This is a genomic window from Dermabacter hominis NBRC 106157 (assembly GCF_001570785.1).
GTDB lineage: Bacteria > Actinomycetota > Actinomycetes > Actinomycetales > Dermabacteraceae > Dermabacter > Dermabacter hominis.
Map to the genome: position 1 here is coordinate 1 of NZ_BCSI01000013.1, position 26,051 is coordinate 26,051.

A 26,051-nucleotide genomic window follows, 5' to 3' on the forward strand; every position below is an offset into this window, starting at 1 on the left:
TTTGAGGGTTGAGCCCCGGCCGCTAGGGCCGGGGCTCACACGTATTTAACGCCCGAATTTTTGGAGCCAATACCCGTGAGCTTAGGTTCGGGGTTTTCTTTTGCCTTCATGCGATTGCTTGCGTCATCCGTGTGTTTACCGATCGTGCTGCCCGCATGGGGAATTGAGGCAGCTAGCTGAGCGCCTTCGCTCGCTTGGTCACTGAACTTTGTCCGTCGATCGAGGGGATCGCGGAGAAAAGCTGATTGCTCCACTTTTTCGCCGGTGTTAGATGCTTTGTACGTAGGCGATAGTCAGGAGCCGGTGCCCGAAGTTTCGCCGGCACCTTGTCCTGGAGCCGCCCCTGCCTGTCTGGCCACCGAGTCTGCGCTCAAGTGTTGCTACGCTCCGACGGAATCTTGCCATTGGACTCGTGCGGCTCCGCGAGGTTTTCGCCTTTATCGAGATCATCGCCGCTTTCGGGCGGGATGGCATGGGCTAAATACGCTGGCGGAGCCGCTCAGTAGCTTGCAATTACCTTATGAAGGGTTCTTGCACTTTTGTTGTCGTTTTTGAGGAGTGGGAAGTCCAGGTGAGAATGTCTATCCCATCTTCGAAATGAACTCGTCGCCCCAGGCGGTAACGTCTTCTGGGCTCAGCGCTTCGACGTTTGCACCGACGATATAGACGAGTGCGCCGGAAGAGTTCTGTTTGTAGCACGTATGACTAGTCGTGGTTTTGGATTCGCATGTCCAGCTGCCTACGGTCTTCTTTTCTCCACTTCCGTACTTTGTGAACATGTCTTGGGTGTCTTTGTCACTGATGATCGCAGCGATATAGACAAGAGTCATATCCTGGGAGACGTAGGTTCCGCTAGCGTCGCCGATTCCGGCATCGCCGTACGAGGGGTCGAGGCTTGTCGAGCCAACCTGCTGGGGCAGGTTCCCCTTTGCTGCTTCGCCTCCGCCGCCGGGCTGCGGAGCTTCTCCTCCGCCTTGTCCCGGCTGAGGGCTATTCCCGCCGTCCCCGGGTTGCGGGTCGTTGTCCCCGGCGCCAGGCTGGGGGATTTTCTTACCGTCGCCGGGTTGAGGGGTGTCGCTGCTGTTTCCACCAGGCGCGGGGTTCGGAGCAGGAGCTGAACCCCCGTTGCTATTCTTGTTCCCCTCGTCGTTCTTGCCTTTGAGTTCCTTTTCCGCGGAGCTCACTTCTGAGGCAGGAACCTCTTTTTTGTCGTCGCCGCTGAGGAGCGTGAACGCGAGAACACCTCCACCGACCAGGAGCGCGAGAAGAAGGAGAGCACCACAGCCGATTCCAACCCATAGGCCAGCTTTGCTCTTTTTCTGCGGCGGCATGCTGCTCCCGGGGTATCCCGTGGGCTGGTTGTATTGCCCTTGGAAGCTGCCCTGATCGTATGAGGGCTGCTGGTTGTAGCCTTGGTTGCCGTTCGGATTTGCACTCGAAGCAGCTCCTGGCTGCCATCCGGGGTTGCTCATGTTCGATGTCTTCCTGCTGTGCTGGGTCGCGTAGGTGCGAGAAGCGGACGGGACGTGTCGCAGACGCCAATATAGGCGCAGGCGCCAGTTAGTATTACACATCACATCGATGGAAACCTAGAGTTGCCTATCACAAAATTGCGGTGAGAACACCAGGGGTTGAAGAATGCAGGCGGGAGGATTCTGCCGAGCTTTTGCCTACGGAATGTACCTCGGCAGCTTTGCCTTGGCTTTCGCATCTCACCCCCACGCTGTGCGTGCTCCCGTTCGGGTGCTTGTAGGTGGAACCGACGTTGAATCCGCTTACGCTTTGACAAGCCGCAGCGGGGTCCATCAGCCGTGCGGATTACACAGCAACGAGTTCGCAGGTCCGGGTCTAGATCTTCCGTGGCGGTCTCGCCAACGAAGCGGTGTGGGGCCGGGCTGGAGCCGTTCATTCGTTGGTCTAAGGTGCGGTCGCAAGCTGATCGCCGAACTGGGCGATCTCGTTGAGGTCCTTCACATTGGAGGCCATAATGAGCACGATCGTGCCGCCAGGGCCCTGGGCGTAACAGTCGCCGCCGTTCTGTGCGAAGGCGTCTTCTTGGCACTTCCAGTTGCCGATCTGTTTTCCGGTCGCGTCAATATCTTGGACGAAGAGTTGACCGCTCTCGGGATCGTGGAATACCTGGACCCAGAAGATCGCAGCGCTGTTTGGTGAGGAGTACACCTTCTCAACATCACCGAATTCTAGTTTCGGCTGGTTTTCGTCGACTTTGAAATCTCCCACTTGATCCGGGGGAGTGTAGCCGCCGCCGGAATTCGGTCCCGGGGCGGGATCCGGCTCGTTCGGTCCCGGCGCCGGCTGGGGAGCAGGGTCAGGATCGTTCAACCCTGGGGCCGGCTGGGATCCGGGATTAGGCGCCGGGTTCGGGTTCGGGTTCGGCTGCGGTGCTGAGCTCGGCCCAGGTGCTGGAGCCGGGTTGGGGTTCGGTGCAGGGTTATCCCCACCGCCATCACTCGCGGGAGCCTTGGGGTTCGGGGCGGTCGCGGGTGCGCTCGTAGTCGTGTCGTCTTTGGAGTCCGACGCTTCCTTGTCTTTGTTGTTCATGAGCATGAACGCGAGAATCCCACCGGCGATGAGAAGGAGCACGAACGCGACGCCCATCCCGATCGCGACCCACAGAACTATCCTGTTTTTCTTTTCCGTGGGTACCGAACCCGGGTGGTTCATCGGAGCGCCGCTCTGCGGTGCCTGGTATGGGCTTTCGGCTTGGTACTCCGGCGGTTGTGTCATGAGCTCGCTCCTCCGGCTGCGATGAATTGATCACCGAAGTTGGCGAGGGTTTGGGTATCTGGCGTGCCGATCACCTTCACGACGTCGGTGCCGTTGGAAGATTTCACGCAAATGTTTTGGCTCGGGTCTTCTTGGAAGGTCCCGCACGTCCAGCCGTTGATTTCTTGTCCGTCAGTGATGGTTTTCTTTTCATCCTCGGGGCTGAGCGTGGGATTTGCCGCGCCCGACACTTCGATCCAATCCATGGCGCTGTTGCTGTAGGCAGCGACGTAATCCGCACCGACAGTATTGCCTGTTCCAACGCCGGCGAGTCTGTAGTCGCCGATTTGTTGCGGTTTATTTGAACTGCTGTCGCCCGAGGGCTGTTCTGGCATGGGAGCAGGCCCTGGGTCGTTGCCGCCATCGTTGGGAGCCGGAGCGGGATTTGATGCCGTGCTGTCGCCGCCGCTGGGGGCGGGCGCTGGATTTGGTGCCGGTGCTGCAGCCGATGTCGTCGTGCCACCGTCTTTCGATTCCTTCGAATCGTCCCCGCCCATGAGCATCACTGCGAGCACGATGACACCGATGAGGAGAGCGAGGAGCAAGAGGCAGCCGCAGCCGAAGCCGACCCATAGGCCGGTATTGCTCTTTTTTTGCTGTGGCATAGCGCCCGGGTATCCCATAGCGGGCTGCCCCTGCACCGCACCGTGATTGGTCGGAGCCTGATTCCACTGGTTGCTCGACATGTGCGGGGTCCTCATCGGGTGGGGTGGTGTGCGCACGCGCACAAGGGATAGCGCAGCTGACTGTAACGCTGTGCCGTTCGTCAGTATTACACATCACGCCGAAGGGGTACTAGGGCTTCCGTTAATCTACGGCGCGGTGTGCGGGGCGAGACCTACTTCGGCTACTTGAGTTGCTCCATAAACTCTTCACCCCAGGCCGCAATGGTGCTGAGGTCGGCGTCGGTATCAAGCGGAACGAGGAGAACTCTTCCACGTTCGTCGTCGGCCATGCAGACGTTCATCTCGTACTGCGTCCCGCACACCCAAGGCCCGATGTCTTGCCGGTTCATGAGGCCGGCGGTGTCCTCTTCAAACGTGCGGCCCGGATCATTCTCGATCCCGATCTCGAACCCGCCGCCGCTCTCATCTTCGTAGCGGGCGCGCACGACGTAATCGTGATCCGGGTCTTCCCCGCGGGCTTCGGAATAAGCAAGGTGGGTATCGCCCACCGTTTCGGGTTCTCCGGATTTGGGGGACACAGCCTGGGAGCTTGAAGTATCGGGGGAGGGGTCCGACGCTTGCTCTTCCCTATCGCCCAGGAACATGAAGGCAAGAAGCCCGGCAACAGTGAGTGCTGCGAGCACAAACAATGCCCCGACACATCCGAGCAGCGTCCATAGAAGCGTGTTGTTCGTGCGCTTTGACGCAGCGGGTTGGGGATTCGGCTGACTCATCGGTGATCGCAAGCACAAGCTTAGAGGAACGCGTCTTTGATTTCGTCACCGAGGCGCACGAGCGGCTCAAAGCCATCGGCGTTCGAGGACACCTCGAGGTAAAGGTTGTATTTCGGGACGATTTGCGCGCACGTGGGGGAGTCGTTAGCGGCGAGGTGAGACTCGGCCTCGACACAGTGCCACTCGCCGCTCGTGAAAACGTACTCCTCGTCCGTAAAGTCCTTGAGGTAGGTGAAAAGTGTCGACGAACTGGTCTGCATCTCGAACCGGACGATGCGCGTCTCGTCGTCTCCATTCTGCGCGGAGTAGAGCGCTTCGTAACGGTAGGACCCCTCGTCGAAGGGTGAGAGTTCCGAGCGCTCGAGTTTCATGCCATCGAGATCCTCGGGAGGTGTTTTTCCTTCGGGATCGAAGTATTCGGGTTCGCCGCTAAATGGCTCGTCTTCCGTCGACTCGCCGTTAGTGTCGCTTGCTTTGGTGGGGGCGCTCTCGGTATTTGGGGCGGACTCTGCGGCGTGGGCCGATCCGTTGGCGACGTTCTCGCCGCCACCTCCGCACGCGGTCAGGCTCGCGACGGCGAGGAGGATCGCGGCGGTTGCGCCGAGAACGCCGGTGGGACGGGTGGGAAGGCAGTAAGGCATCGGGGAACCTCCTCGTGTGGCGGCGTCGGAAGTGCCGCCTCCACAATTGTGGCAGGGCAACGGCGCCGCGGTGACGCCATTGCCGCGCATCGTTATGGAATGTTCACCGAAGCATGGAGATCGGAAACCGTGGAGCGGCGTTCCCCAGCGCGCCTCCTATTTATGGAAGAGGGTCTTCTTGCCAAATGCCGGTTCGCTCGTCACAAGCACGCCGAGGGCGCGGAACACCGATTCATCTACGGAGCCGAGGATCGTCGTCGTGTGCACGTCGCAGCCACGCAGATTCTTAATCTGCGCGAGCGCGGCGGCGGCATTCTCGTCGCTTCCCGCGGAGACCGATAGGGCGATGAGCACTTCGTCGGTGTGCAGGCGCGGGTTGCGCGAACCCAAGTGGTCCACCTTGAGAGTCTGGATCGGCTTGATCGACTCGGGCGACAGCAAAAGGGCGTCCTCGGGAATTCCCGCGAGATGCTTGAGCGCGTTGAGGAGCATTGCCGCGGAAGCGCCGAGTAGATCGGAGGTCTTCCCGGTAATCAGGGTGCCGTCGGAAAGCTCGAGGCACGAAGCAGGCCCGCCGGTTTTTTCTGCAAGCGCGAGCGCGGGTTGCACGGTCGGGCGGATCGTTTCATCCACGCCGAGTTTCGCCATCACGAGCTTGATGCGCTGCGATTCGAGCGGGGGAAGTTCGAGCTTCTTTTCGGAGACTCGGGCCTTGAAGTACCGGCGCACAACCTCTTGCGTCGCGGCCTCGCGGCAGGCGTCATCGTCGGTGATCGCGTACCCGGCCATGTTCACGCCCATGTCGGTCGGAGAAGCGTAAGGGCACTGCCCGAGGATACGTTCGAGGAGGATTCTGAGCAGGGGGAACGCTTCGATATCGCGGTTGTAGTTGACGGCCTTTTCGCCGTACGTTTCGAGATGGAACGGGTCGATGAGGTTGACGTCGTCGAGATCCGCCGTTGCCGCCTCGTAGGCGAGGTTCACGGGGTGCTCAAGCGGAAGGTTCCAGATCGGGAACGTCTCGAATTTCGCATAGCTCGAGGCGATTCCACGCTTGTGGTCGTGATAAATCTGCGACAGGCACGTCGCAAGTTTGCCCGACCCCGGCCCCGGCGCCGTCACGATAATGAGGTCGCGCTCGGTTTTCGCCCACTCGTTTTGACCAAGCCCCTCCTCGGACACGACGAGGGTCGGGTCCGGGTAGCCCTTGATCGTGCGGTGGCGCACGACCGTCAAACCGAGCCGCTCCATGCGAGTTTTAAACTGCGACGCCGCCTCGTTACGATCGTCCATTTGCGTGAGCACGATCGTGTTAACGAGGAAACCGCGCTCGCGGAACACATCCACGAGGCGCAGAACGTCCTCCTCATACGTGATGCCGAGGTCGGCGCGCATCTTGTCGTGTTCAATATCGTGGGCGTTGATGGCGATAAGGATCTCGAGCTCATCCTTCAGCTCATACAGCATCGCGATCTTGTTATCCGGTGTGAACCCGGGAAGAACCCTCGAAGCGTGCAGGTCGTCGAAAAGCTTGCCGCCCATCTCGAGGTAGAGCTTCCCGCCGATCTGAGCGCGCCTTTCGGCGATGTGCTTCGACTGCAGCTCGATGTATTTTTCGGGATCAAAACCTTGCGTGCGTGCCATGCGAGCCTCCTGCGCTGAGAAAATAAAAATGAGGGGGCCGTTGGCATACGACCTGCATGTGCAGCCCTCGACATCTTAGGGCACGAGCGGGGGAGTTTCCAGGACCTTTGAGGTCCGACGGTCCCCGCGCGTGCCCGGGATGCCTACTCTTTCGCGGTGGCTTGAGCTCTCAGCCCTTGACGGAGCCGCTCATCATGCCCGAAATGAAGTACTTCGACAGCAGGATGTACACGACGAGGGTGGGAGCCGAAGCAAGAAGTGCGCCCGCCATCGACACCCCGTAGTTGGTCAGCAGCGCGCCGTTGGCGAGGTTGTTGAGGGCGAGGGTCACCGGGCCGTTCATCGGGGTCGCGAAGAACACCGCGAATAGGAAGTCGTTCCACGCGTTCGTGAACTGCCAGATCATGACCACCACGAAACCGGGAATCGAGATGGGCAGCGCAACGGACCAGAACGTGCGGAGCATCCCCGCGCCATCAACCTTGGCGGCTTCGATGAGCGATTCGGGAACCGTCTCGAAGTAGTTGCGGAAGATGAGCGTGCAGATCGGGATACCGAACACGACGTGCACGAGAATAAGCGAGGGAACGCCCGAGTCGATGGGCAGAGAAAGCACGAGCGAGAGCAGGGGGATCATCACGGCCTGGTAGGGCAGGAACATGCCAAACAGGAGGAACGTGAACACCAGATCCGCCCCGGGGAAACGCCAGCGGGACAGCACGAAGCCGTTCATGCACCCGAGAGCCGAAGAGATGATCGTCGAGGGAATGACCATCGCAAACGAACGTCCCATCGCAGGCGAGAGCGTTTCCCAGGCTTCCGCCCAGTTCTCAAGCGTCCACTCGCTCGGCAGCGCCCAGGCGCGGGCGGCCGAGGCATCGCCGCCCGTTTTGAAGCTCGTGACGATGAGGACATAGACGGGAATCAGGACGAGGACGACGCCGATGAGGAGAAGGGCAAGGCGGACGAACCGCCACGGGGAAACCGAGGAGGTGTTCACGACTGACGCTCCCTGTGTTGCTGAATGAGATAAGGAACGATGAGGACACCCACGATGATGAGAAGAATCGTGCCGACGGCAGCCGCGTTCGCGTAATCGAAGCTCGACTTAAACACGAACATGTCCACGGCGGGGATCTTGGTTTGGTAGTTCGAGGGTTTCGAAATCGACATGATGAGGTCGAAGCTCTTGAGGCTCATGTGCGCGATAATCACGAGAGCGCTCATGATGATGGGGGTGAGCTGCGGGAAAATCACGTGGCGGTAGATCTGCCACTCGCTCGCGCCATCCATGCGCCCCGCTTCGCGAAGCTCATCGGGAACGCCGCGGAAGCCGGCGAGAAAGAGCGCCATGACGTAGCCGCTCAGCTGCCAAATCGCCGGAAGGGCGATCGCGGCGATGCCCCACGTGATGTTGTTCCACCACGGGTTTTGGAGAAAGCCGAGCCCCACCATCTGAAAGAGGCGGTTCAATCCGCTTGCACTCTCGCCCTGGTTGGAGTTGAGGAGCCAGCGCCACACCACACCCGAGGCCACGAAGGACACAGCCATGGGGAAAAGGTAGATGGTTTGGAACACTCGACCACCTTTGATGGGCCGATCGAGAAGCCACGCCCACACGAACCCGGTGATCATCGCGCCACCTAAGAACACCGCCGTGAAAATCACGAGGTTCATGAGTGAGTGGCGAAAATCGGGGCTCGAGAGAAGAGCGATGTAGTTATCGAGGCCAACGAACTTACTGGGTTGCACGCCGTTTGCTTGCGCCGCCGTGTGGTTGTCCGTGAGAGAGGTCCACACGTTCTGCGCCATAAGCACGTAGACGAAGATCCCCACGAGAATGAGCGAAGGCGAGATGAGCAGCAGGGGCGCCGCATACTTTTTCATGCCTGGTCCTAGGGTGGAAGTGGCATCGGTGGGGGCCGGGCGAGCGTCGGAAATGAGATCCCCGGCCCCGAAACCGATGTGAAAGCGGAGCTACTTCTTCATGTTCGATTCGGCAGCGGAAACAAGCTCGGCCTGGAACGCCTTGGCGTCGGTCGCGCCGGAGGTGAACTTGCTCGTTGCGTCGGAAATGGCGTTGAGCCACGCGACCGAAGTTGCCGCACCGTGGGCGATCGAGGCGCAGATCTTGTCGTGTGCGAAGGACTCGAGCGCGGACTGCTGATACGCCGGGAACTTCGAGACATCAGCGTCGGTGCGCGCCGGGATCGAGCCCTTGGCGAGATTGAAGGCTTCCTGGCCTTCGACCGACGAGATGGTCTTGAGCCACGCCTTCGCGTTGTCGGCGTGTGGTGCACCCACGGGCAGGGTGAAGGAGTCCGCGAGGAAGCCGAAGATCTTGTCGCCAGAGGCGGCCGAGGGCACCTCGAAGTAGACATAGTCCTTCATGTCTTCCTTGCCGGCTTCCTGGAATGCCGCAACGGCCCAGTCACCCATGACGTTGTAGGCGGCCTTCTCGTCGATCACGAGGGCGGTCGCTTCGGGCCAGTCGAGCGAATCTCGGTCGGAGTTGGTGTAGCTCACGAGCTTCTCGAACGCCGCGATCGCAGTGGCGACTTCCGCACCTGCCCAGTCGGTCGAGCCGTCGAACAGGCCGTTGTAGGCGTCCGCGCCGAGGTGGGACATGAGCACTGCTTCAAGCAGGTTGACCTGCGTCCACGGTGCCGCGAGAGAAAGCGCGGTGACACCCGCAGCCTTGGCCTTTTCGAGATCGGCGAGCCAGGCATCGAACGTCTCGGGAACAGCCTTCGGGTCGATACCAGCCTTCTCGAGCACGGCTGCCGATGCCCACACGACGTTCGAACGGTGAATGTTGGACGGCACCGAGTAGATCTTGCCATCCACCGTCAGGAGCTCGACCAGGCTGTCAGGGAAGGCCTTGCGCAGGTCGAATTCGTCGTAGAGTCCAGAGACGTCTTCGATCTGGCCAGCATTGATGTAATCGGTCAGCTCGCCACCGGCGTGCGCCTGGAAAGTGTCGGGCGGATTCTTGGTCTGCAGGCGCGACTGGAGCATGTCCTTTGCGGCACTGCCCGCGCCACCCGCGACGGAACCATTGACGAACTTAATCTTGGGGTTTTGCTCGTTGAATACCTTGACGAGAGCATCGAGGCCCGCTTTTTCCGAGCCCTGGGCCCACCACGTGAACACCTCGACAGAGTCGGCCCCGCCAGCGGAACCGCCACCGGAGGATTTGGAACATGCTGCGAGCGCGCCAAGCGCAATACCAGCGGACGTGAGAGTGAGGAAAGTCCTCCGTGCGATCATTGCTGTTCTCCTTTAAACAACAGGGGCGTCGTTGCCGAGTGCCGCGATGCGGCGGCCCTATTGTAGTCGCACTGGGCCCCGCGGTCCAATCCGAGCGGTTGGAGTGTTGCAAGTGCCGTTTCCGCGCGGTCGCGGCGCATCAGCGTGATTACGATGAGGTGGCATCGTCAGTAGACAGTAGAGACCGCGTCCGCCTAGGGCGTAAGAGGGAGATAGTGTGACGACATACCGAGGCGTCGCCGTAAGTGCAGGCCGCGTGATCGATCCGGTCAAGGTCATGGCCCCTCCCGTGACCGAACCCGAGGCCGGAAAGACGCTCCCAGAGGGTGAAGCGCGCGAGGCTGAGGCTGCGCGCATCTCGCAGTCGGCTGCGGCGGTCAAAGCGGATCTTGAAGCGCGCGCGGAAAGGGCGAGTGGCGACGGCAAGGCCGTCCTCGAGGCGACAGCGCAAATGGCGGCGGATCCCACGCTCACAACGAGCGCGGAGCAGCTTGTACGCACCGCCGGTATGAGCGCCGAACGCGCCGTGTGGGAGGCCGGTGATCAGGTTGCCACGATGCTCGAGGGTCTCGGCGGCTACATGGCCGAGCGCGTTGCTGATGTGAAGGACGTCCGCGCCCGCATCGTCGCCCACCTCCGCGGTGAACAGGCGCCCGGCATCCCGTTCTCGACCGAGCGCTTCGTGCTCGCCGCGATCGACCTCGCCCCCGCCGATACCGCAACCCTCGACCCGACCATCGTCTCGGCGCTTATCACCTCCGACGGTGGCCCGCAGTCGCACACCGCGATCCTCGCGCGCCAGCTTGGGATTCCTGCCGTTGTCGCTGCGAAGGGCGTCGAGAGCATCGAGCCGGGAACGGTCGTGTACGTGGATGGCGCCGCCGGCACCGTGACCAGTGAGTTCGGCGACCGAGAGCGGGAACTCTCCGCCACCTGGTACGAGCTCGTGAAAAACCCGCTCACGTACTCAGGTGGGGGAGCGGAGCTTTCCGACGGTACCCGCGTTCCACTGCTCGCCAATGTGGGCGGCGAAAAGGACGCGGCTTTAGCCGCAGAGGCCAATGCTGACGGCGTGGGCCTTTTCCGAACCGAGTTCTGCTTCCTCGACCGCGACGAGGAGCCGAGTATCGAGGAGCAGGCCGAGGCGTATGCGGGGGTGCTTCGGCACTTCCCGGGTAGGAAGGTCGTGATCCGCACACTCGACGCGGGTGCCGACAAGCCGCTTCCGTTTTTGACCGATGCCGACGAGCCGAACCCCGCGCTTGGCGTCCGGGCCTATCGCACTTCGTGGGAGAAGCGCTCGGTACTCGAGAACCAGCTGAAGGCAATCGCAAAAGCGAGCCGCGAGACGAGCGCCGAGCCGTGGGTCATGGCACCGATGATCTCGACACTCGAGGACACCGAAGATTTCGTGTCGATGGCACGCTCGGCGGGGGTGGAGCGCGCCGGCATCATGGTCGAAACTCCGAGCGCGGCCCTCACAAGCGATCACCTGATGGGCGTAGCCGACTTTGCCTCGATCGGCACGAACGACCTCACGCAATACACGATGGCTGCCGACCGCATGCTCGGCTCCCTCGCGGAGCTCAACGATCCGTGGCAGCCTGCCGTCCTCGCGCTCGTGGGCGCAACGGCGACGGGTGCGCGGGTCGCGGGTGGCGACCCGGAAGCCTTTGGCGATGGCGCGAACAAGCCCGTGGGCGTATGCGGTGAGGCAGCGGGCGACCCCGCGCTCGCGGTTGTCCTCGTGGGTCTCGGCGTGAACTCCCTGTCGATGACGCCTCGATCGCTGCCAGCAGTCGCGAAAGTCCTGTCGACCGTGTCGCTGGCGGATGCGCGCGAACTTGCGCGTCTCGCGGTGTGCGCACCGACCGCCGCCGAAGGTAAGCGGGCCGTGCGTGCGAAGCTCCCCATCATTGAGGAACTCGGACTCTAACGGACTGGGTATAAGCGAAGGGGGGCATGCCGCTCGGCATGCCCCCCTTCATCATCCAACAGAGGTGTAGTTGGTGCTTAGGCCTGGGCGTCGAGATCCGTCTCGAGAAGTTCCGCGAGCTTGTTGACCGACTCTTCGGCTCCGTCGCCCTCGGCGCGCAGAACAACCTCGTCGCCGTGGCCAGCGCCGAGAGTCATAAGCATAAGAATCGACGATGCGTCGATCGGCGCACCGCCAACCTTTTCAATCGTGACCTTCGCGGGCTGCTCACCCGCGGCCTTCGAGAAAATAGCGGCGGGGCGGGCATGGAGCCCGGAAGCGGCCGCAATCTTGACGGTGCGTTCTGCCATGATGTGCCTTTCGACGAGCCGGTATGCCACATGGACAAACACCAGCGGGAAAATTTTAGTGAGGCCACCCTACCGAATGACGCTGCAGGTGACCTTGTTGGAACCCTCTCGTGCGGGCCATCCTCACAGCCCGCGAATCTCCTCGAAGTCAGGGTCAAACACCGCGAGAACATCGAGCGGCGCCTCCGCCTCCGCTAGTGCCCGGCGGCGATCCTCCTCCGCAAACACCTGCGAGATCGCCTGAAGCAGCATCAGATGCTCATCGCCAATGCCCGCAATGGCGACAACGAACGACACCTTCTCCTCGCCGCTGTCACCCCAAGCAATCGGCTCGTCATACTTCACGACACTCATCGCCGTGCGGTGAATATTGCTCTTTGCCTCGCTCGTTGCATGGGGAACCGCAACGCCATACCCCATAAACGTCGATACCTCGGCCTCGCGCTTATGCATCGCCTCAACATACGCCGGATCGATCGCCTCGAGCTCAACGAGAAGATCGCCTGCCTCCTCAATCGCCTCGCTCTGATTTCGAGCAAGCCCCGGGACGCGAATCGCGTGCGGCGAAAGAATGACCGACTCGCCCGACGCCGACGGCGACCCTTTCCCATGATCGCGCGTCACATCGCATGCCCACCGCGGAGCAGCGTGCTCAGATCTGTCACGACTCTGTGAAATGTTCATGATCCACGCCTTTCAAAAGATGCTTCACCTCGAGTCTAGGCGGCGTCGGACCCCTTCGCCTCAGGAAAAACGAACTTCCCGTACGTGAAGTACCGGAACGTCGTGGAGACCACCTGGCCGATGAACGTGCCGCTCACGTTATCCGCGAGGGCCGAATCAAGCCCCAGGATGTAGCGGGAAAATCCCAGGCAGCCGAGCTGCAGCGCGCTCGCGATCACGTTCACGACGACGAACGCAAAAATCGAGCGCACCGTGTGCGGCTTGCCGCGATCCCCATACGTCCAAAAGCGATTACCGAGATACGTGAGGCAGCTAGCCGCAGCGATCGTGAGGATCTTGGCGAGGATCGGCTGGCCGTGCATGAGCCCTTCGCCCCAGCCGTGCGTCGGGCTCCAAAACACGAGCAGGTTGTACATTGCCGCATCAAAGAAGAACACGAGTCCGCCCACGATAAGGAACTTCGAGCCGCGTAAAGCGTGGGCGAGCGCAGCAGTTCTCGACGAGGAATCCTTCACGGTCACGAAGCAAGGGTACAGGCCGTGCCGCAGCGGACGGATGGGGTTAGGGTGAGAGGCTATGGGACGAGTGACAGCATCGACGCGTCTGACGCGCATACGAATCCGGGACGGCAAGCTCTACCACTCTGAGCGGCCCGACACCGTCGCCGTTGAAGAACCCCTCGACATTCGTCTCAACGGCCAGCAGCTCTCCATGACGATGCGCACCCCGGGCCACGATGTTGAACTGATCCACGGTTTCCTTCATGCCGAGGGTTACATCACGAACCGCGATGACATTCGCGAAGCTCGCTACTGCGACGGTGCCGTCGTCGAAGACGACTCCGGCTTCGAACGCAACACCTACAACGTCATGGATTTCACCACCCGCACCATCACCACAGCCCCGGTGATCACGAAGCCGTTCCTTACCTCGAGCGCATGCGGCGTTTGTGGCTCGGCTTCAATCGACCAGGTGACGCAGCGGGTACGTCACGAATTCGTTCCGACGTTTGCCATGCAGCCATCGCACCTTCTTCGCGCGCAGCGCGAGCTCGGCGATGGCCAGGCGGCGTTCTCGAAAACCGGCGGTGTGCATGCGGCGGCCCTGTTGACTCCCGAGGGGGAGCGTCTGGTGCTGCGCGAAGACGTCGGCCGCCACAACGCCGTTGACAAAGTGATCGGCTGGGCCCTCCTCGAGGATCGCCTGCCCCTCAACGACGCCGTGCTTCTCGTCAGTTCGCGCGCCTCCTTCGAAATCGTGCAGAAAGCCGCAATGGCCGGCATAGGCTTCATCGCGTGCGTGAGCGCCCCCTCTTCCCTTGCGATCGACACCGCCCAAAGGCTCGGCATCACCCTGTGTGGATTTGTGCGAAGCGAGGGTGATGATGGGCGCTTCAACGTGTACTGCGGGGTCGAGCGGATTGATCTTTCGGGCAGCGAGAGCTGACGGCCGGGTTCCCTCCAGCACCGTGTGCCACGATGGCTGTGTCCGTAGACATCCCTCTTGGAGGAGGAACCATGAAGAACAAACTCATTCTTGCGACAGGCATCGCCATCGGTTTCGTGATCGGCTCGAAGATGGGCCGTGAGCCCTACGAAAAGCTTGAGGCGACCGCCAAGCAGTACGTCGATGACCCGCGCGTGCAGGAGAAGGTTGGCCAGGCGCGCGAAACCGTCTCGAAGGTCGCGAAGGACGCGGCTGAGACCGTGAAGGACAAGGCCCCCGAGGTTGCCGAGCAGGCCAAGAGCGCCGCGAAGGGAGCTGCATCGACGGCCAAGGACAAGGCGCAGGAGGTGCGCGCCTCCCACAGGGCGAGCACGCCGAAGGTGAAGGCCACCGATACCTCGAGCGACTCGAGCGTGGCCGGTGGCGACGCCGAGGTGCACGAGGCGAAGTAACGCTCCACGCGGCACGCGCCGCCTGGTACACAAAGGGCGCTCCCGGCCATTGAGACCGGGAGCGCTCTTCAGGTTAAAGCAACCGTCGGACCACCTAGCCCTTGACGCCGCCGGCGGCCGCGAAGCCCGTGCCGAGACTGCGGCCGAGCGCCAAATACAGCACCACGATCGGGGCGGAGTAGAAGATCGAGAACGCCGCGAGCTGGCCGTACGCCACCTGGCCGTACTGGGACGAGAACGTGTAGAGGGTGACGGCTGCCGGGAGTTTCTCGGGGCTGAGCAAAAGCATGAACGGCACGAAGAAGTTGCCCCACATGCCCACGAACGTGAAAATCGTGGCGACGGCGAGGCCCGACTTCATGAGTGGAAGAACGACCGAGAGGATCGTGCGCACCACACCTGCGCCTTCCGTCCACGCGCTTTCCTCAATCTCGACGGGCACCGAATCGATAAATCCTTTCGTGAGGAAGATGGCGTAGGGAAGCGACGACGTGGCAAGGAACAGGATCGCGGCGGGCATCGAGTCAACGAGGTTGACCTGCACGAACATCGAATACACGGGGATCATGATCGCCGTGATCGGAAGGCCCGTGGAAAACAGGATGCCGAGAAGCAGCGGGCGCCGTGCCCGGAAGCGATACCGAGAGAAGGCGTAGGCGCATAGCACCGCGACCGTCATCGTGATGAGCGTTGCGCACCCGCACAGCACAAGCGAGTTGAGGAGCGGGCGGAACGTCGTCTGCTCGTTCCAGATTGCCTGATAGTTACCGAGACTCCAGTGTTCCGGCGCTTTCACCGCGAGAGTCGCTTCGGTATCGAATGACGCAAGCACGACCCACAGAATGGGGATCGCGAAACTTACGCTAATGAGGGCGATGACGATCGAGGAGAGGGCGGACGTGAGGCGCCCGCGCGCCGTGTGAGGCTGGTTTCCGCGGTCGCTTTTCGCACGGGCCTTCGTGGGAGCTGCGGTGGTCATCGCTTGTCCTCCTCAGGCAGAAGCTTCAGATAGATGAGTGAGGCGATCGCCCCAATCGCGAGCAGGATGAGCGCGACCGCGGTGCCGTAGCCGAGCTGGCCGTACGAGAACGCCTGCTCATACATGTACAGGGGGAGGGTCTGGCTGCGACCGGACGGCCCGCCACCGGTCATGATGAAGATCAGGCCGAACACAGAGAGGGTCTGCAGCGTGATGAGCATGAGGTTCGTGGCGATCGCGGTACGCATGAGCGGAACTGTGATGCGCATAAGTCGCGTGAACGCTCCGGCGCCGTCGATCTCCGCTGATTCGTACACGTCTTTCGGGATTGACGTGAGTGCCGCCGAGTAGATGAGCATCGTGAACGCTGTTCCGCGCCAAATATTCGCGAAGGACACCGCGAGGATCGGCGCGCTGAAGAGCCAATCCTGACCCGGAAGCCCGATGCTCGTGAGGAGCGTGTTGAGGGAGCCCTGATCGGCGAAGAAGGTGTACAGGAGGTAGCCGGCGACAACTTCTGGGAGGATCCACGCGAGAACCACGATCGACGTGCCGATGAACGTCACGAGGCGGTTGGCCTTCTCCATGAGGAGTGCGAGAACCATGCCGAGGAGATTTTGGCCGATAACCGCGGACACCAGGGTGAAAATCAGGGTGAGGACGACGGCGTTCCAAAATCGATCGTCGCTAAAGGCGGTGATGAAGTTGTCCAGCGCGACAAACTCCACGGCTTTCGCGTTCTCGCCACGCACGGCTTTATTTGTAAACGCGAGATAGATCGAATAGACGATCGGGCCGAGCATGAAAATCGCGATGAGCAGGAACGCGGGAACCATGAGGAGGCCGCGGCGAGGCGTGAGGTGATTCCCGAGGGGAGCCCGTTTGCGATTGGTTGGCGCACTTGCTGGCGCCGCTGCGACGGCATCTACGGAAGTACTCATGAGTTACGCACCTCGATGTTGTCCTTGCCCACCAGCTCGGTGAGCTTGGTGTCGTACCAGGCGGCTGCCTGCTCGGGAGCCTTGTCGCCCACCATCACGGTGTCCATTGCGTCTTGAAGAGCGGAAGACACTTCGGGATAGACCGCAAACGCTGGCCGGTAATAGGCGGCTTCGAAAATGTCGGTGAAAAATCCGACGGTTGGCGAGTAAGTCCTGTATTCCTCGTTTTTCGCGACGTCCCTCCTTGTCGTGAGGTTGGCGCCGCTCTTATTGCGGTAGACGAGACTCTCGAGCGTGCACAGTTCCTTAATGAGTTCAAACGAGAGATCTCGATCGCGCGCGTGGGTGGGGATCGTCCATCCCCAGCCGCCGGCGAGGGTGGTCAGCCCCGGTTCTTCTCCATTTTGCGTGGGCATCTGGGCCAGGCCCACATCGTCCTGCCACGTGGGCCACGGTGCGGCGCCGTCCTCAGCCCACAGGTTGGAGATCCACGAGCCGTCAATGAGGATTCCGAGTTTGCCGGCGGGGAACATCGTCGATTGGATCGCTTCGGCGATATTCGGGTCGAGGTGTTGGGAAACGGGCAGCGTGAGCTTCTCGTCGAACTGGCGCTTGTAAAACGCGAGCGTGTCGATGAAGCCCTGCGACCCTGCGACCCACTTCTTCGTCTCGGGGTTGTAGAGGGTGTCGCTCGTGCCATACAGCAGCATTTCGAAGCCCTGCATCGAGGCTTTTTCGCCCTGCGTTTTCCCGCAGTACATGAACATGCCGGCAGCATCGACGTTCGCGTCACGAATGGTCGTGGCAGCTTCGGCGATCTCCTCCCACGTGCGCGGCTGCCACTCGGTGGGCAGGCCGGCCTTTTCGAAGACCTTCTTGTTGTAGTAGATGCCGCGCGTGTCCGTTTCAGTGGGAACGCAGTGCGCGCGCCCCTCGGGATCGACGGCTGCCGCTTGGGAGGCGGGGTAGAGGTTGTCCCAGCCCTCCCAGCCCTTGACGAGATCGTCGATCGGTTGAATGTATCCGGCGGCAACGTCGGAGAGCAGAATGAAGGTGTCTTCGAAAACGAGATCGGGGCAGCTTCGCGGCGACGACATCAAGAGCTCGTTCTTCGTGAAGTAATCGTTCTCCGCGGCGACGATCGGAACGAGCTCGACGCTCACGCCGGGATGCTTCTTCGTGAACTCCGCGATGATCTTCGTGAGCCACTGCTGGAGGGTCGTGCCCGAACCAAACTGCTGATAGGCGACCTTGAGCGTGGACGGATCGCGGTCACCCGAGCAGCCTGCGAGCATCGCGAGGGGGAGTGTGGTGGCGATTCCTCCGGTCACCTTCAGGAAGGTTCGCCGTGAGGATCGCTCCGTCACCGTGATTGATGGACGCATCGCGCGGCTCCTTTCACAGGACGAATTCGCCCGTATAGGTGGCTTCGCTTCCATACAGCGCACGGGTAAAGGCGCTGACCTTCGCTGACTGATCGCCAGGCTGAAGCTCGTATGTCACAAACGCCCCGAGGCCGTCATCGACCGTGCGCTGCGCGAGCTTTTCAATCCCGCCGAGGGAGATCCCGCTCGCCTTCGAAAGGTCGATCGCGGCCGCGCCGTAGCGCTCTTTCGGCAGCCCCGGGACGTCGAAGACGTTGTATTGGTTGTAGTACGGGTTCCATGCGTAATCGACGAGTTGGCCCGCGCTGAGACCCCGATACTGGGCGTGCTCGGAACTCGGGCCGATGAAGTAAAACGAGATCACGCGGTTGGGCAGTCGCTTGCGCAGCGATGACAGCATCGCGAGGAAGGAGAAATCGTTCGGCTCGCCCGTGCCGTTCTTGCCATATTCGACCCATTCATCGTCGAGATCCACGCCGTCGAGGCCGTAGCGGCGAACGGTACGCGAAACCTGTTTCGCGAAGTCGTCGGCCGCCTTGCGGCTCGGGAAGTTCGCGAAGCCAGCGCCCTCGTGGTTGCCGAGGACGGAAAGGAGGACCTTGATGCCGCGCTGCTGGAGAGGGCGGATCGTGGTCTCTGCGTTGTCGAGGACTCGCTGAACATTGTCGTTCATGTGAAGGTAGGCTTTTTCGCCGTCGTAGTTGATATTCGCGGCGAAAATAACGACGTAGTCGAATGCTGGGGTGCCGTCGGAAAGAACATAATTGCCGACGTTCAGAATCGAATTACTGTTGACCTCGATATAGGTGACCGAGGCAATTCTCGAGCCGCGTCCGGGGCGGTGCGGGTGTGCAAGTGCAGGTGACGCCAGTGACAGTGCACCTGTGGTTGCGGCAAAGGCGACGCTTCCGCGAATAAGGGTGCGGCGGGAAAGGGGGCGATCCATGTCTCACTCCGTTGTAGACGCATATGGGCCAATCGCGTATCTATGGCGCGATTCACACACGAGACTAAAGCCCCTACCTGGGAATGTAAAGGCGCAAGAGGGGCGCGAGCCGTGTTGCCTCCACGGTGCGGGATGCGAGAAAGTGGGAGCATCGAAGACCGGAAGAAGGTCGACATCCGCCACTGTTGGCGGCCAAGAACCCCGAGCGAAATGAGCTAAGAGTGCCCCGCTTTGCCACCGTCGGAACCCCCCACCCCCAAGGCATTGAACTCGCCCCTGAACTCCTTGAACGCGTGTCTGCCCGCGTGCGCGACGCTGCTGGCGAGGACGTCGCCGAAGCCGTGGTGCGATTCCTTGACAACACCGCCCGCACGACGGTTCGTCGCCGCGGCAAGGGGGACACGTTCGTGATGACGGGCGACATCCCCGCGATGTGGCTGCGAGATTCGTGCGCGCAACTCTCGCCACTGCTTCGCCTGGTCAGCGAAGACGAAGCCCTCGGTGATCTGATCGGCGGACTTCTCGCCACCCACTGGCGCATGATTCTCATCGACCCGTACGCAAACGCGTTCAACGAGGAAGCCAACTCCAACCGCTGGGATGACGACGAACCCGAGCCGAGCCCGTGGGTGTGGGAGCGCAAGTTCGAGATTGACTCGCTCGCCTACCCGATTGACCTCGCCGCGCGCCTGCTCGCAACCGGCAACACATCCTGGATCACCGCCGACACGCTCCCAGCCCTCGATGCCGTCCTCGAGGTCCTCGAAACGGAAAGCCGCCACGAAGAACGCTCGGCGTACACGTTCGTGCGCCGCGACTGCCCGCCCACCGACACGCTCGTGCGCGAGGGGCGAGGGCGGCTCACTGAGCCGTGTGGGCTCGTGTGGCAGGGCTTTCGCCCGAGCGATGACGCGTGCGCGCTCGGCTACAACATCCCGGGGAACCTCTTCATGGCCGCCGCTCTCAGGGCCGTGCCGGCGCTCGTGGAGGCATGCGCGAAGGCCGGGTTTAGCGAGGCGCCGGGGGAGCGGGGCGAAGGGGGCCGACGCCTATCCTTGGGCGAGCGTGCCGATCTCGTACGCGAGGGCATCCTTGCAGGATTTGAGTCGCACGGGGTCTGTGAAAGCGAGAACGGGGCTCGGCTCTGGTACGAGGTCGACGGTTCCGGCGACGCACTCTTCATGGATGACGCGAACGTCCCCTCGCTTCTGTCTCTCCCGTATCTGGGCGTGATCGATGCCGAGGACCCGCTGTATCTCGCGACCCGCGCGGCCGTGTTGAGCACGGCCAACCCGTTCTACTACGAGGGATCGGCGCTCGCGGGAGTCGGCTCCCCGCATACGCCCGAGAGCTACGTGTGGCCCATCGCAAAATCCGTCGAGGGGCTCACCTCGACCCACATCGACGAGAAGCGGGCGATTCTCGAGTTGCTCCTCGCGACGACCGGTGGAACCGGCTATATGCACGAAGGCATCGACTGCAACGATCCCACTGCGTTCACGCGCGAGTGGTTCTCGTGGTCCAATGCGATGTTCTGCGAGCTTGCCCTCGACGTTGCGGGTATCCCACGCCCGGCGCTCGTGGCCGAGCCGCTTCTCTAGCCCTCGACGCGCGGCGGGAGAGTGTCGCGCGCGTGCAGGCGCGGGCACTCGAGTTCGCGTGTGCGGGGCTCGGGCCCGGGATTGTCGCGCATGTCGCGGAGGACTTCCACGGCGGCGCTTCCCATCTCGGCGGGGCTTCGCTCGAGCGTCGAGACCGCAGGGGTGCGGAGCGTAAGGCCCGGGGTCGATTCCCACGACACGATGCTCGCGTCTGCGGGGACGGCGACATCGAGGTCGCTGAGTGCGCGCAGAGTCGCGAGAGTGAGGTCCTCGCTTTCGCACACGAACGTTGTCGCGGCCGTGAGGTCGAGCATCGAGGCGAAATCACGAATGGCCGCGCAGGTGTCGTCGAGCTCGCCCAAGGGGATGCCGTGCTCAATCGCCGTGATCCCCGGCCGGCTGCGCCGGAGGGCCTTGAGGCGAGCCTCGCCGTGACTGTAGCGGGCGTGCGAATGGAGGTAGGCGATGCGGCGCGTTCCGTGGGCCACGAGGTCCTCGATAAGCGTGTCCATGACGAGAGCGTCGTCGATGAAAACGGAGGAGAACGGCTCGTTCGTTCCGGGCTTGCCGATGAAGACGGTGGGAACGCCGAGCGTGTTCGTAAGCGCAGGCCGCGGGTCGTCGGGGCGCGGGTTGACGAGGATGAGCCCGTCGATGCGGGACTCGCCGTGCCACTGGCGAATCGCCGTGAGCTCATCCTCGAAGTTCTCGACAATTTTGAGGACGAGGGCGACGGGGCTCGACGAGAGTGCGTGCTCGACGCCCGCGATGAGCTGGAGAAAGAAGGTGTCTCGCGCGAGTTCGGCGTAGGGCGACGTGATGATGAGGCCGATCGCGTTGACGCGTGAAGTGGACAGCGCTCGAGCGGCACTGTTAGGGGTCCACCCCATGTCGCGGGCGATCGCCATGATTTTTTCGCGGGTGGGTTCGGCGACTCCCGGCCGCCCGTTGAGCGCGAACGACACGGCGGTACTCGAGACACCGGCGGTGCGGGCGATATCGGCGATGGTGGGGCGGGCCATGCAGTCCATGATACCTTTTGAACTAAAGCGCTTTAGGTGAGCGCATGGGTATCCAGCGACAACGAGGTGACGCGATGAATCAACAGCACGCGTGGGGCGCGAACTACACTCCCCGAAACGGCTGGTTCCACTCCTGGGCGAACCTCGACCTCGGCTCGGTCGACAACGACTTCGCGACCCTCGCCGACCTCGGCCTCGACCACGTGCGCATCTTCCCGCTGTGGCCGCTCCTGCAGCCCAACCGCACTTTCATTGACTCGAAAGCCATCGACGACGTCCTCGCCGTCGCCGATGCAGCCGGCAACGCGGGCCTCACGGTCTCCGTCGACCTGCTCCAGGGTCACCTCTCAAGCTTCGACTTCCTCCCCGCGTGGGTAAGCACGTGGCACCGCCGCAACATTTTCACCGACGCCGACGTCGTGGACGGCCAGCGCGCCCTCGCGCGCACCCTCGCCACCGAACTCTCCACTCGCACACACGTCTCGGGCCTCACCCTCGGCAACGAGATCGGTCAGTTCGCCGCCCCACGGCACCCCGAACGCCACGAAATCTCCCCGAGCGAGGCCTACGCCTGGCTCGACGGCATGCTCACCGAGGTGCGCGGAGCCTTCCCGACGGGAGCCCACCACCACTGCTTTGATGATGACACCTGGTTCGTCGATGCTCACCCCTTCACTCCCCGCGCGGCCGTTGAACTTGGTGACTCCACAACCGTGCACTCATGGATCTTTGGCGGCGCGGCGCAACGCTACGGCATCGATGCCCCCGAGCTTCCCCACTTCGCCCGCTACCTGCTCGAGGTCGCAGACCTCTGGCACAGGGTGAGCGGGCAACCGTCGGACCGCCCCGTGTGGCTCCAGGAAGTGGGCGCGCCAACGCCGTGGGTGAGCCCCGAGAACGCCGCCGATTTCCTCGAGGGAACCGTTCGCGCAGCGTGCGGGTACCGAAACCTCTCGGGTATCACCTGGTGGTGCTCCCACGACGTCTCGAGAACACTTGCCGACTTCCCAGATCTGGAATATAGCCTGGGTCTCATCGATTCCGAAGGGGCGGTAAAACCCGCGGGCGAGCGCCTACGCGACCTCATCGCCCTCGAGAAAGCCGGCGAGCTTGCCACGACCCCGACCTCGACGCAGAGCGTGATCGTGGAGGGGCTGAAGGCCGATGGATCGAACCGCTCCCTCACCAATACAGGATCCGATGTCTTCGGCGAATGGATGGACTTCGCTCGCCGTGGAGAGTACCGAAGCCTCGAGCTCGGATAGCGCGAGCACCGTCGTTCGCCACACGCCGATCACGACCGTGCCCGCCCGCAACCCGAACGCGCAGCAGACCCTCGACGAAAGGCCAACCGATGTTCAACAACCGCGCGCACAGCGAGGACCGGGTCCGACGGTTCCTCGCTGAACAACTTCCCGCCCGGCGTCACCTCGATACCGCGCCCGTCACGATCGAAGCGTGGGAGGTGCCCGGCGAGCCCGTGTCTTTCGCCGAAGCGAAAGCGCAGACCTATAGCCCCATTGAGGTCGGCGCGCGCTGGGGCCGCCCCTGGTCAACCCTGTGGCTGCACGTGACGGGTGAGGTCCCCGAGACGTGGGTGAGCGACGACGAACGCGACATTGAACTCCAGCTCAACCTCTCCTTCACGAACATGCCGGGTTTCCAAGCCGAGGCGCTCATCTGGAATACCGACGGCACCACCGTCAAGGCGATCAATCCCTACAACCAGTACCTCACGCTCGAACCCGGCACCACGAGCTTCGAGTACTACCTCGAACTCGCCGCCAATCCCAACGTCGCAGGTGACTGGACATTCGCGCCGACGAAGCTCGGTGAGTGGGAGAGCGCGGGAGACGACCCGATCTACGACCTCACGGAACTTCGCCTCGCGTGGCGCTCGACAACGATTTGGGAACTCGAACAGGATGTCGTTGCGCTGAGCGGCCTCATGCATGAACTCCCCGAGGACAGCACGCGCCGCCAAGACATCCTCCGCTGCCTCGACGATGCACTTGACGTCGCCGACCCGGATGATCTGCACGCGACGGCTCACGACGCGCGCGAGGTTTTGCGTCGTGAACTCGACAAGCCCGCCAATGCCTCCGCAATGACCGTGATCGCGACCGGTCACGCCCATATTGACTCCGCGTGGCTCTGGCCCGTGCGCGAGACTGTGCGCAAATGTGCGCGCACCTTCTCCAACGTGTGCTGGCTCCTCGAGCATTACGGCGACCTCACGTTCTCGTGTTCATCGGCGCAGCAGTACCAGTGGATCCGAGACTTCTACCCCGAACTGTTTGAGCGCATCAAGACGCACGTCGCGAGCGGCCGTTTCATTCCCGTGGGTGGCATGTGGGTCGAGTCCGACACGAACATGCCCGGCTCCGAAGCAATGGCCCGGCAGTTCATTCAGGGCAAGAACTTCTTCCTTCGCGAATTTGGGCTCGAAACCACAGAAACCTGGCTGCCCGATTCCTTCGGATATTCGGGCGCGCTCCCGCAGATCTGCGCCGCCGCGGGCAACACCAACTTCCTCACCCAAAAGGTCAGCTGGAACCAGTTCTCCGTGTTCCCGCACCACACGTTCTGGTGGGAGGGCATCGATGGCACGACGCAGTACACGCACTTCCCTCCCGCCGACACCTACAACTGCCAGCTCACCGGCAAAGAACTCGCCTACGTCGAGAAGAATTACAAGGACAAGGGCCGCAGCCACATCGCGCTCAGTCCGACCGGCTGGGGCGATGGCGGTGGCGGCCCCACGCGCGAGCAACTCGCGGCGGGCCGCAGGGCCGCGAACCTCGAGGGTTCGCCGAAGGTCGAGTTCTCTAGCCCCACGGCATTCTTTGAGCGCAGCCGCGCCGAGTACGCCGATGCGCCACGCTGGAACGGTGAGCTGTACCTCGAGCTGCACCGCGGCACGTATTCGTCGCAGATCCGGGGTAAGCAGGGCAACCGCCGAAGTGAAGCGCTCATGCACGACGTCGAGAAATGGAGCGCGCTCGCCGCACGCCTCGATGACTCGTTCGAGTACCCCTATGCGGAGATCAACGAGCTGTGGGAAAAGGTCCTCCTCCTCCAGTTCCACGACATCCTCCCCGGCAGTTCGATCGCGTGGGTGCACAAGGAGACCGAGCACAACTACGAGGGCATCGCGGAGCGTGGCGAGGCGCTCGTCGAGAGGGCCCTCGAGGCAATCGCGAGGGCAAAGGACACGGGCGCGGGGGAGAGCAGCGGCGACGGTGAAGCCGCGGGCGAGGTCACGTGCGAAGAGTCCGACGGCTGCTTCGCCCTCAGCAACGGCCACGTGTTCGCCAAGATTGACGCCGACGGCCACCTCGTGAGCCTCCGCGCCGGCGAAAGCGGCCGCGAGCTCATCGCTCCCGGCGCCAAGGGCGCGCTGCTCCAGCTTCACCGCGATACCCCTAACGCGTGGGATTCGTGGGACATCGACGAGTTTTACCGGCGCATTGGCCGGGACCTGGCAGCCGTCGGACCCGTGAGCGTTGAGCGCGAAGGCGAGGAGCTGCACGTGCGCGCCACCTACGAGACCCGCACGGAGGGCGTGCGCACCGAGGAGCGTCCGTACCCCGGAGCGCCCTCGAACGGGACCGGCTCGAGGATTGTGCTCACATACGTGCTCTCGCCCGGTGCCAAGGGGCTCGAGGTCGTGCTCGACGTGGATTGGCACGAGCGCAAAAAGGTTCTCAAGCTCGCGTTCCCGTTCGACCTGCGCGCGGCGCACATGGCGAGCGAGATCCAGTTCGGGCACATCGAACGCCCCATCCCCGTCAACACGCTCGACGACTTCGGCCGCTTCGAGACGTGCGCGCACCGCTGGGTGCGCGTGCACGAGGGTGATCAGGCCGGCTCGGCCGTCGCGCTGGCGAACGACTCTTCGTACGGACACGACGTGCGCCGATGCCTCCGCGAGAGTGACGGCGGCACGACCACGATCGTGCGCGCGACCGTGATCCGCGCGGCCGAGTTCCCCGATCCGCGCGCCGAGGAGGGGCAGTACCAGATGCGGTACTCGGTCGTTCCGGGTGCGTCGATCGCCGACGCCATCGACGAGGGCACGCGACTCAACCAGGCGCCGCGCGACGTCGATCAGGGCCTCGTGGACGCTGCGCTCGCGCGCATCGAGGGGGAGGGGACCTCGCTGCGCCTCCAGACGCTCAAGCTCGCCGAGGATAAGTCGGGCGACGTGATCGTGCGCCTATACGAGTCCGAGGGCGTGCGCGGCGAGGGCGTCGTTGTGGTGCCTGGCGCTGAGGAGATCGTCGCTGTGGATCTTCTCGAGCGTGAGCTGACCGAGGAGTCGGTGCTGCACTACCAGACCCAGCGCGCTGACGGCGACCGGATCACGATCGCGGCCCGACCGTTCCAGATTGTGACCCTTCGCGCCCGCTTTTAACTGGATTCCATAGGGGTTGTGGGGGTTTGGGCCCGCGGGCGGAGCGATCTGCCTGCGGGCCTTCAGTCTTCCGTGTGGCTGAGGAGGCATGTACACTTAACTTTAGCGGTTTAGTTATCACCGGTCTGGTGCCGCTCACGACATCTCAAGG

At 62.6% G+C, this 26,051-nt stretch carries 23 protein-coding genes; 6 read left to right on the forward strand and 17 right to left on the reverse strand.

Annotated features, from left to right (window positions below):
- Positions 1-581 precede the first annotated feature (581 nt).
- The 9 genes from DEHOM01_RS08790 to DEHOM01_RS08830 form a co-directional block, all read right to left on the reverse strand.
- Positions 582-1,472, reverse strand: coding sequence for a hypothetical protein (locus DEHOM01_RS08790; RefSeq protein ID WP_061212435.1), 891 nt, complete (start codon positions 1,470-1,472; stop codon positions 582-584).
- A 445-nt stretch (positions 1,473-1,917) separates the two neighbouring features.
- Positions 1,918-2,748, reverse strand: a complete 831-nt coding sequence (locus DEHOM01_RS10020; protein ID WP_061212436.1) for a flagellar basal body-associated FliL family protein — start codon at positions 2,746-2,748, stop codon at positions 1,918-1,920.
- Positions 2,745-3,473, reverse strand: coding sequence for a hypothetical protein (locus tag DEHOM01_RS08800; RefSeq protein WP_061212437.1), 729 nt, complete (start codon positions 3,471-3,473; stop codon positions 2,745-2,747). The genes DEHOM01_RS10020 and DEHOM01_RS08800 overlap by 4 nt, the downstream gene beginning before the upstream one ends.
- A 161-nt stretch (positions 3,474-3,634) precedes the next feature.
- A complete protein-coding gene (locus DEHOM01_RS08805; RefSeq protein ID WP_061212438.1) occupies positions 3,635-4,186 on the reverse strand; it encodes a hypothetical protein in 552 nt (183 codons plus the stop codon).
- Positions 4,187-4,206: 20 nt separating this feature from the next.
- A complete protein-coding gene (locus tag DEHOM01_RS08810) occupies positions 4,207-4,827 on the reverse strand; it encodes a hypothetical protein (RefSeq protein WP_061212439.1) in 621 nt (206 codons plus the stop codon).
- A 156-nt stretch (positions 4,828-4,983) separates the two neighbouring features.
- A complete protein-coding gene (locus tag DEHOM01_RS08815) occupies positions 4,984-6,471 on the reverse strand; it encodes a DUF1846 domain-containing protein (RefSeq protein ID WP_061212440.1) in 1,488 nt (495 codons plus the stop codon).
- 169 nt (positions 6,472-6,640) lie between these two features.
- Entirely contained in the window at positions 6,641-7,471 is an 831-nt protein-coding gene (locus tag DEHOM01_RS08820) for a carbohydrate ABC transporter permease (protein WP_061212441.1), read from the reverse strand.
- On the reverse strand, positions 7,468-8,358 hold the full coding sequence (locus DEHOM01_RS08825) for a carbohydrate ABC transporter permease (RefSeq protein WP_061212442.1): 891 nt from the start codon (positions 8,356-8,358) through the stop codon (positions 7,468-7,470). The genes DEHOM01_RS08820 and DEHOM01_RS08825 overlap by 4 nt, the downstream gene beginning before the upstream one ends.
- 90 nt (positions 8,359-8,448) lie before the next feature.
- Positions 8,449-9,741, reverse strand: a complete 1,293-nt coding sequence (locus DEHOM01_RS08830; protein WP_061212443.1) for an ABC transporter substrate-binding protein — start codon at positions 9,739-9,741, stop codon at positions 8,449-8,451.
- A 217-nt stretch (positions 9,742-9,958) separates the two neighbouring features.
- On the opposite strand from DEHOM01_RS08830, the gene ptsP reads away from it, so the two are divergent.
- Positions 9,959-11,677 (forward strand): phosphoenolpyruvate--protein phosphotransferase, encoded by a 1,719-nt coding sequence (gene ptsP, locus DEHOM01_RS08835; protein WP_082738824.1) that lies wholly within the window; start codon positions 9,959-9,961, stop codon positions 11,675-11,677.
- Positions 11,678-11,754: 77 nt separating this feature from the next.
- On the opposite strand, the gene DEHOM01_RS08840 is transcribed toward ptsP, so the two are convergent.
- From DEHOM01_RS08840 to DEHOM01_RS08850, 3 genes are all read right to left on the reverse strand, one after another.
- The gene (locus tag DEHOM01_RS08840) at positions 11,755-12,027 is read right to left on the reverse strand and encodes an HPr family phosphocarrier protein (RefSeq protein WP_016663722.1); all 273 of its coding nucleotides are present in this window, start codon (positions 12,025-12,027) and stop codon (positions 11,755-11,757) included.
- A 123-nt stretch (positions 12,028-12,150) separates the two neighbouring features.
- Positions 12,151-12,711: a PTS mannitol transporter subunit IIA gene (locus tag DEHOM01_RS08845; protein ID WP_061212444.1), complete on the reverse strand. Its 561-nt coding sequence runs from the start codon at positions 12,709-12,711 to the stop codon at positions 12,151-12,153.
- 35 nt (positions 12,712-12,746) lie between these two features.
- Positions 12,747-13,232, reverse strand: coding sequence for a GtrA family protein (locus DEHOM01_RS08850; RefSeq protein WP_061212445.1), 486 nt, complete (start codon positions 13,230-13,232; stop codon positions 12,747-12,749).
- Positions 13,233-13,287: 55 nt separating this feature from the next.
- Between DEHOM01_RS08850 and fdhD the strand changes: the two genes are divergently transcribed.
- Together fdhD and DEHOM01_RS08860 are read left to right on the forward strand one after the other, a co-directional pair.
- The gene (gene fdhD, locus DEHOM01_RS08855; protein ID WP_061212446.1) at positions 13,288-14,157 is read left to right on the forward strand and encodes a formate dehydrogenase accessory sulfurtransferase FdhD; all 870 of its coding nucleotides are present in this window, start codon (positions 13,288-13,290) and stop codon (positions 14,155-14,157) included.
- Between the two features lie 71 nt (positions 14,158-14,228).
- Entirely contained in the window at positions 14,229-14,609 is a 381-nt protein-coding gene (locus DEHOM01_RS08860) for a hypothetical protein (protein WP_061212447.1), read from the forward strand.
- A gap of 94 nt (positions 14,610-14,703) precedes the next feature.
- Here DEHOM01_RS08860 and DEHOM01_RS08865 read toward each other — a convergent pair whose 3' ends face one another.
- The 4 genes from DEHOM01_RS08865 to DEHOM01_RS08880 are packed head-to-tail and all read right to left on the reverse strand — an operon-like array spanning position 14,704 to position 18,860.
- Positions 14,704-15,588 (reverse strand): carbohydrate ABC transporter permease, encoded by an 885-nt coding sequence (locus tag DEHOM01_RS08865; RefSeq protein WP_082738825.1) that lies wholly within the window; start codon positions 15,586-15,588, stop codon positions 14,704-14,706.
- The gene (locus DEHOM01_RS08870; protein ID WP_061212448.1) at positions 15,585-16,529 is read right to left on the reverse strand and encodes a carbohydrate ABC transporter permease; all 945 of its coding nucleotides are present in this window, start codon (positions 16,527-16,529) and stop codon (positions 15,585-15,587) included. Before DEHOM01_RS08870 ends, DEHOM01_RS08865 begins: the two co-directional genes overlap by 4 nt.
- Positions 16,526-17,914, reverse strand: a complete 1,389-nt coding sequence (locus DEHOM01_RS08875) for an extracellular solute-binding protein (protein WP_061212449.1) — start codon at positions 17,912-17,914, stop codon at positions 16,526-16,528. The genes DEHOM01_RS08870 and DEHOM01_RS08875 overlap by 4 nt, the downstream gene beginning before the upstream one ends.
- A 13-nt stretch (positions 17,915-17,927) precedes the next feature.
- Positions 17,928-18,860 (reverse strand): endo-beta-N-acetylglucosaminidase H, encoded by a 933-nt coding sequence (locus DEHOM01_RS08880; protein ID WP_061212450.1) that lies wholly within the window; start codon positions 18,858-18,860, stop codon positions 17,928-17,930.
- Positions 18,861-19,081: 221 nt separating this feature from the next.
- On the opposite strand from DEHOM01_RS08880, the gene DEHOM01_RS08885 reads away from it, so the two are divergent.
- Entirely contained in the window at positions 19,082-20,461 is a 1,380-nt protein-coding gene (locus DEHOM01_RS08885) for a glycoside hydrolase family 125 protein (RefSeq protein WP_061212451.1), read from the forward strand.
- Here the strand turns inward: DEHOM01_RS08885 and DEHOM01_RS08890 are convergent.
- Complete coding sequence (locus DEHOM01_RS08890; RefSeq protein WP_061212452.1) at positions 20,458-21,483, reverse strand: LacI family DNA-binding transcriptional regulator; 1,026 nt, start codon at positions 21,481-21,483, stop codon at positions 20,458-20,460. The two genes, DEHOM01_RS08885 and DEHOM01_RS08890, sit on opposite strands and share 4 nt — an antisense overlap.
- A 74-nt stretch (positions 21,484-21,557) precedes the next feature.
- Here DEHOM01_RS08890 and DEHOM01_RS08895 point away from each other — a divergent pair, with 74 nt between their 5' ends.
- Both DEHOM01_RS08895 and DEHOM01_RS08900 read left to right on the forward strand, forming a co-directional pair.
- Complete coding sequence (locus DEHOM01_RS08895) at positions 21,558-22,748, forward strand: glycoside hydrolase 5 family protein (protein WP_061212453.1); 1,191 nt, start codon at positions 21,558-21,560, stop codon at positions 22,746-22,748.
- Between the two features lie 89 nt (positions 22,749-22,837).
- Positions 22,838-25,900: an alpha-mannosidase gene (locus DEHOM01_RS08900; protein ID WP_061212454.1), complete on the forward strand. Its 3,063-nt coding sequence runs from the start codon at positions 22,838-22,840 to the stop codon at positions 25,898-25,900.
- Positions 25,901-26,051 lie beyond the last annotated feature (151 nt).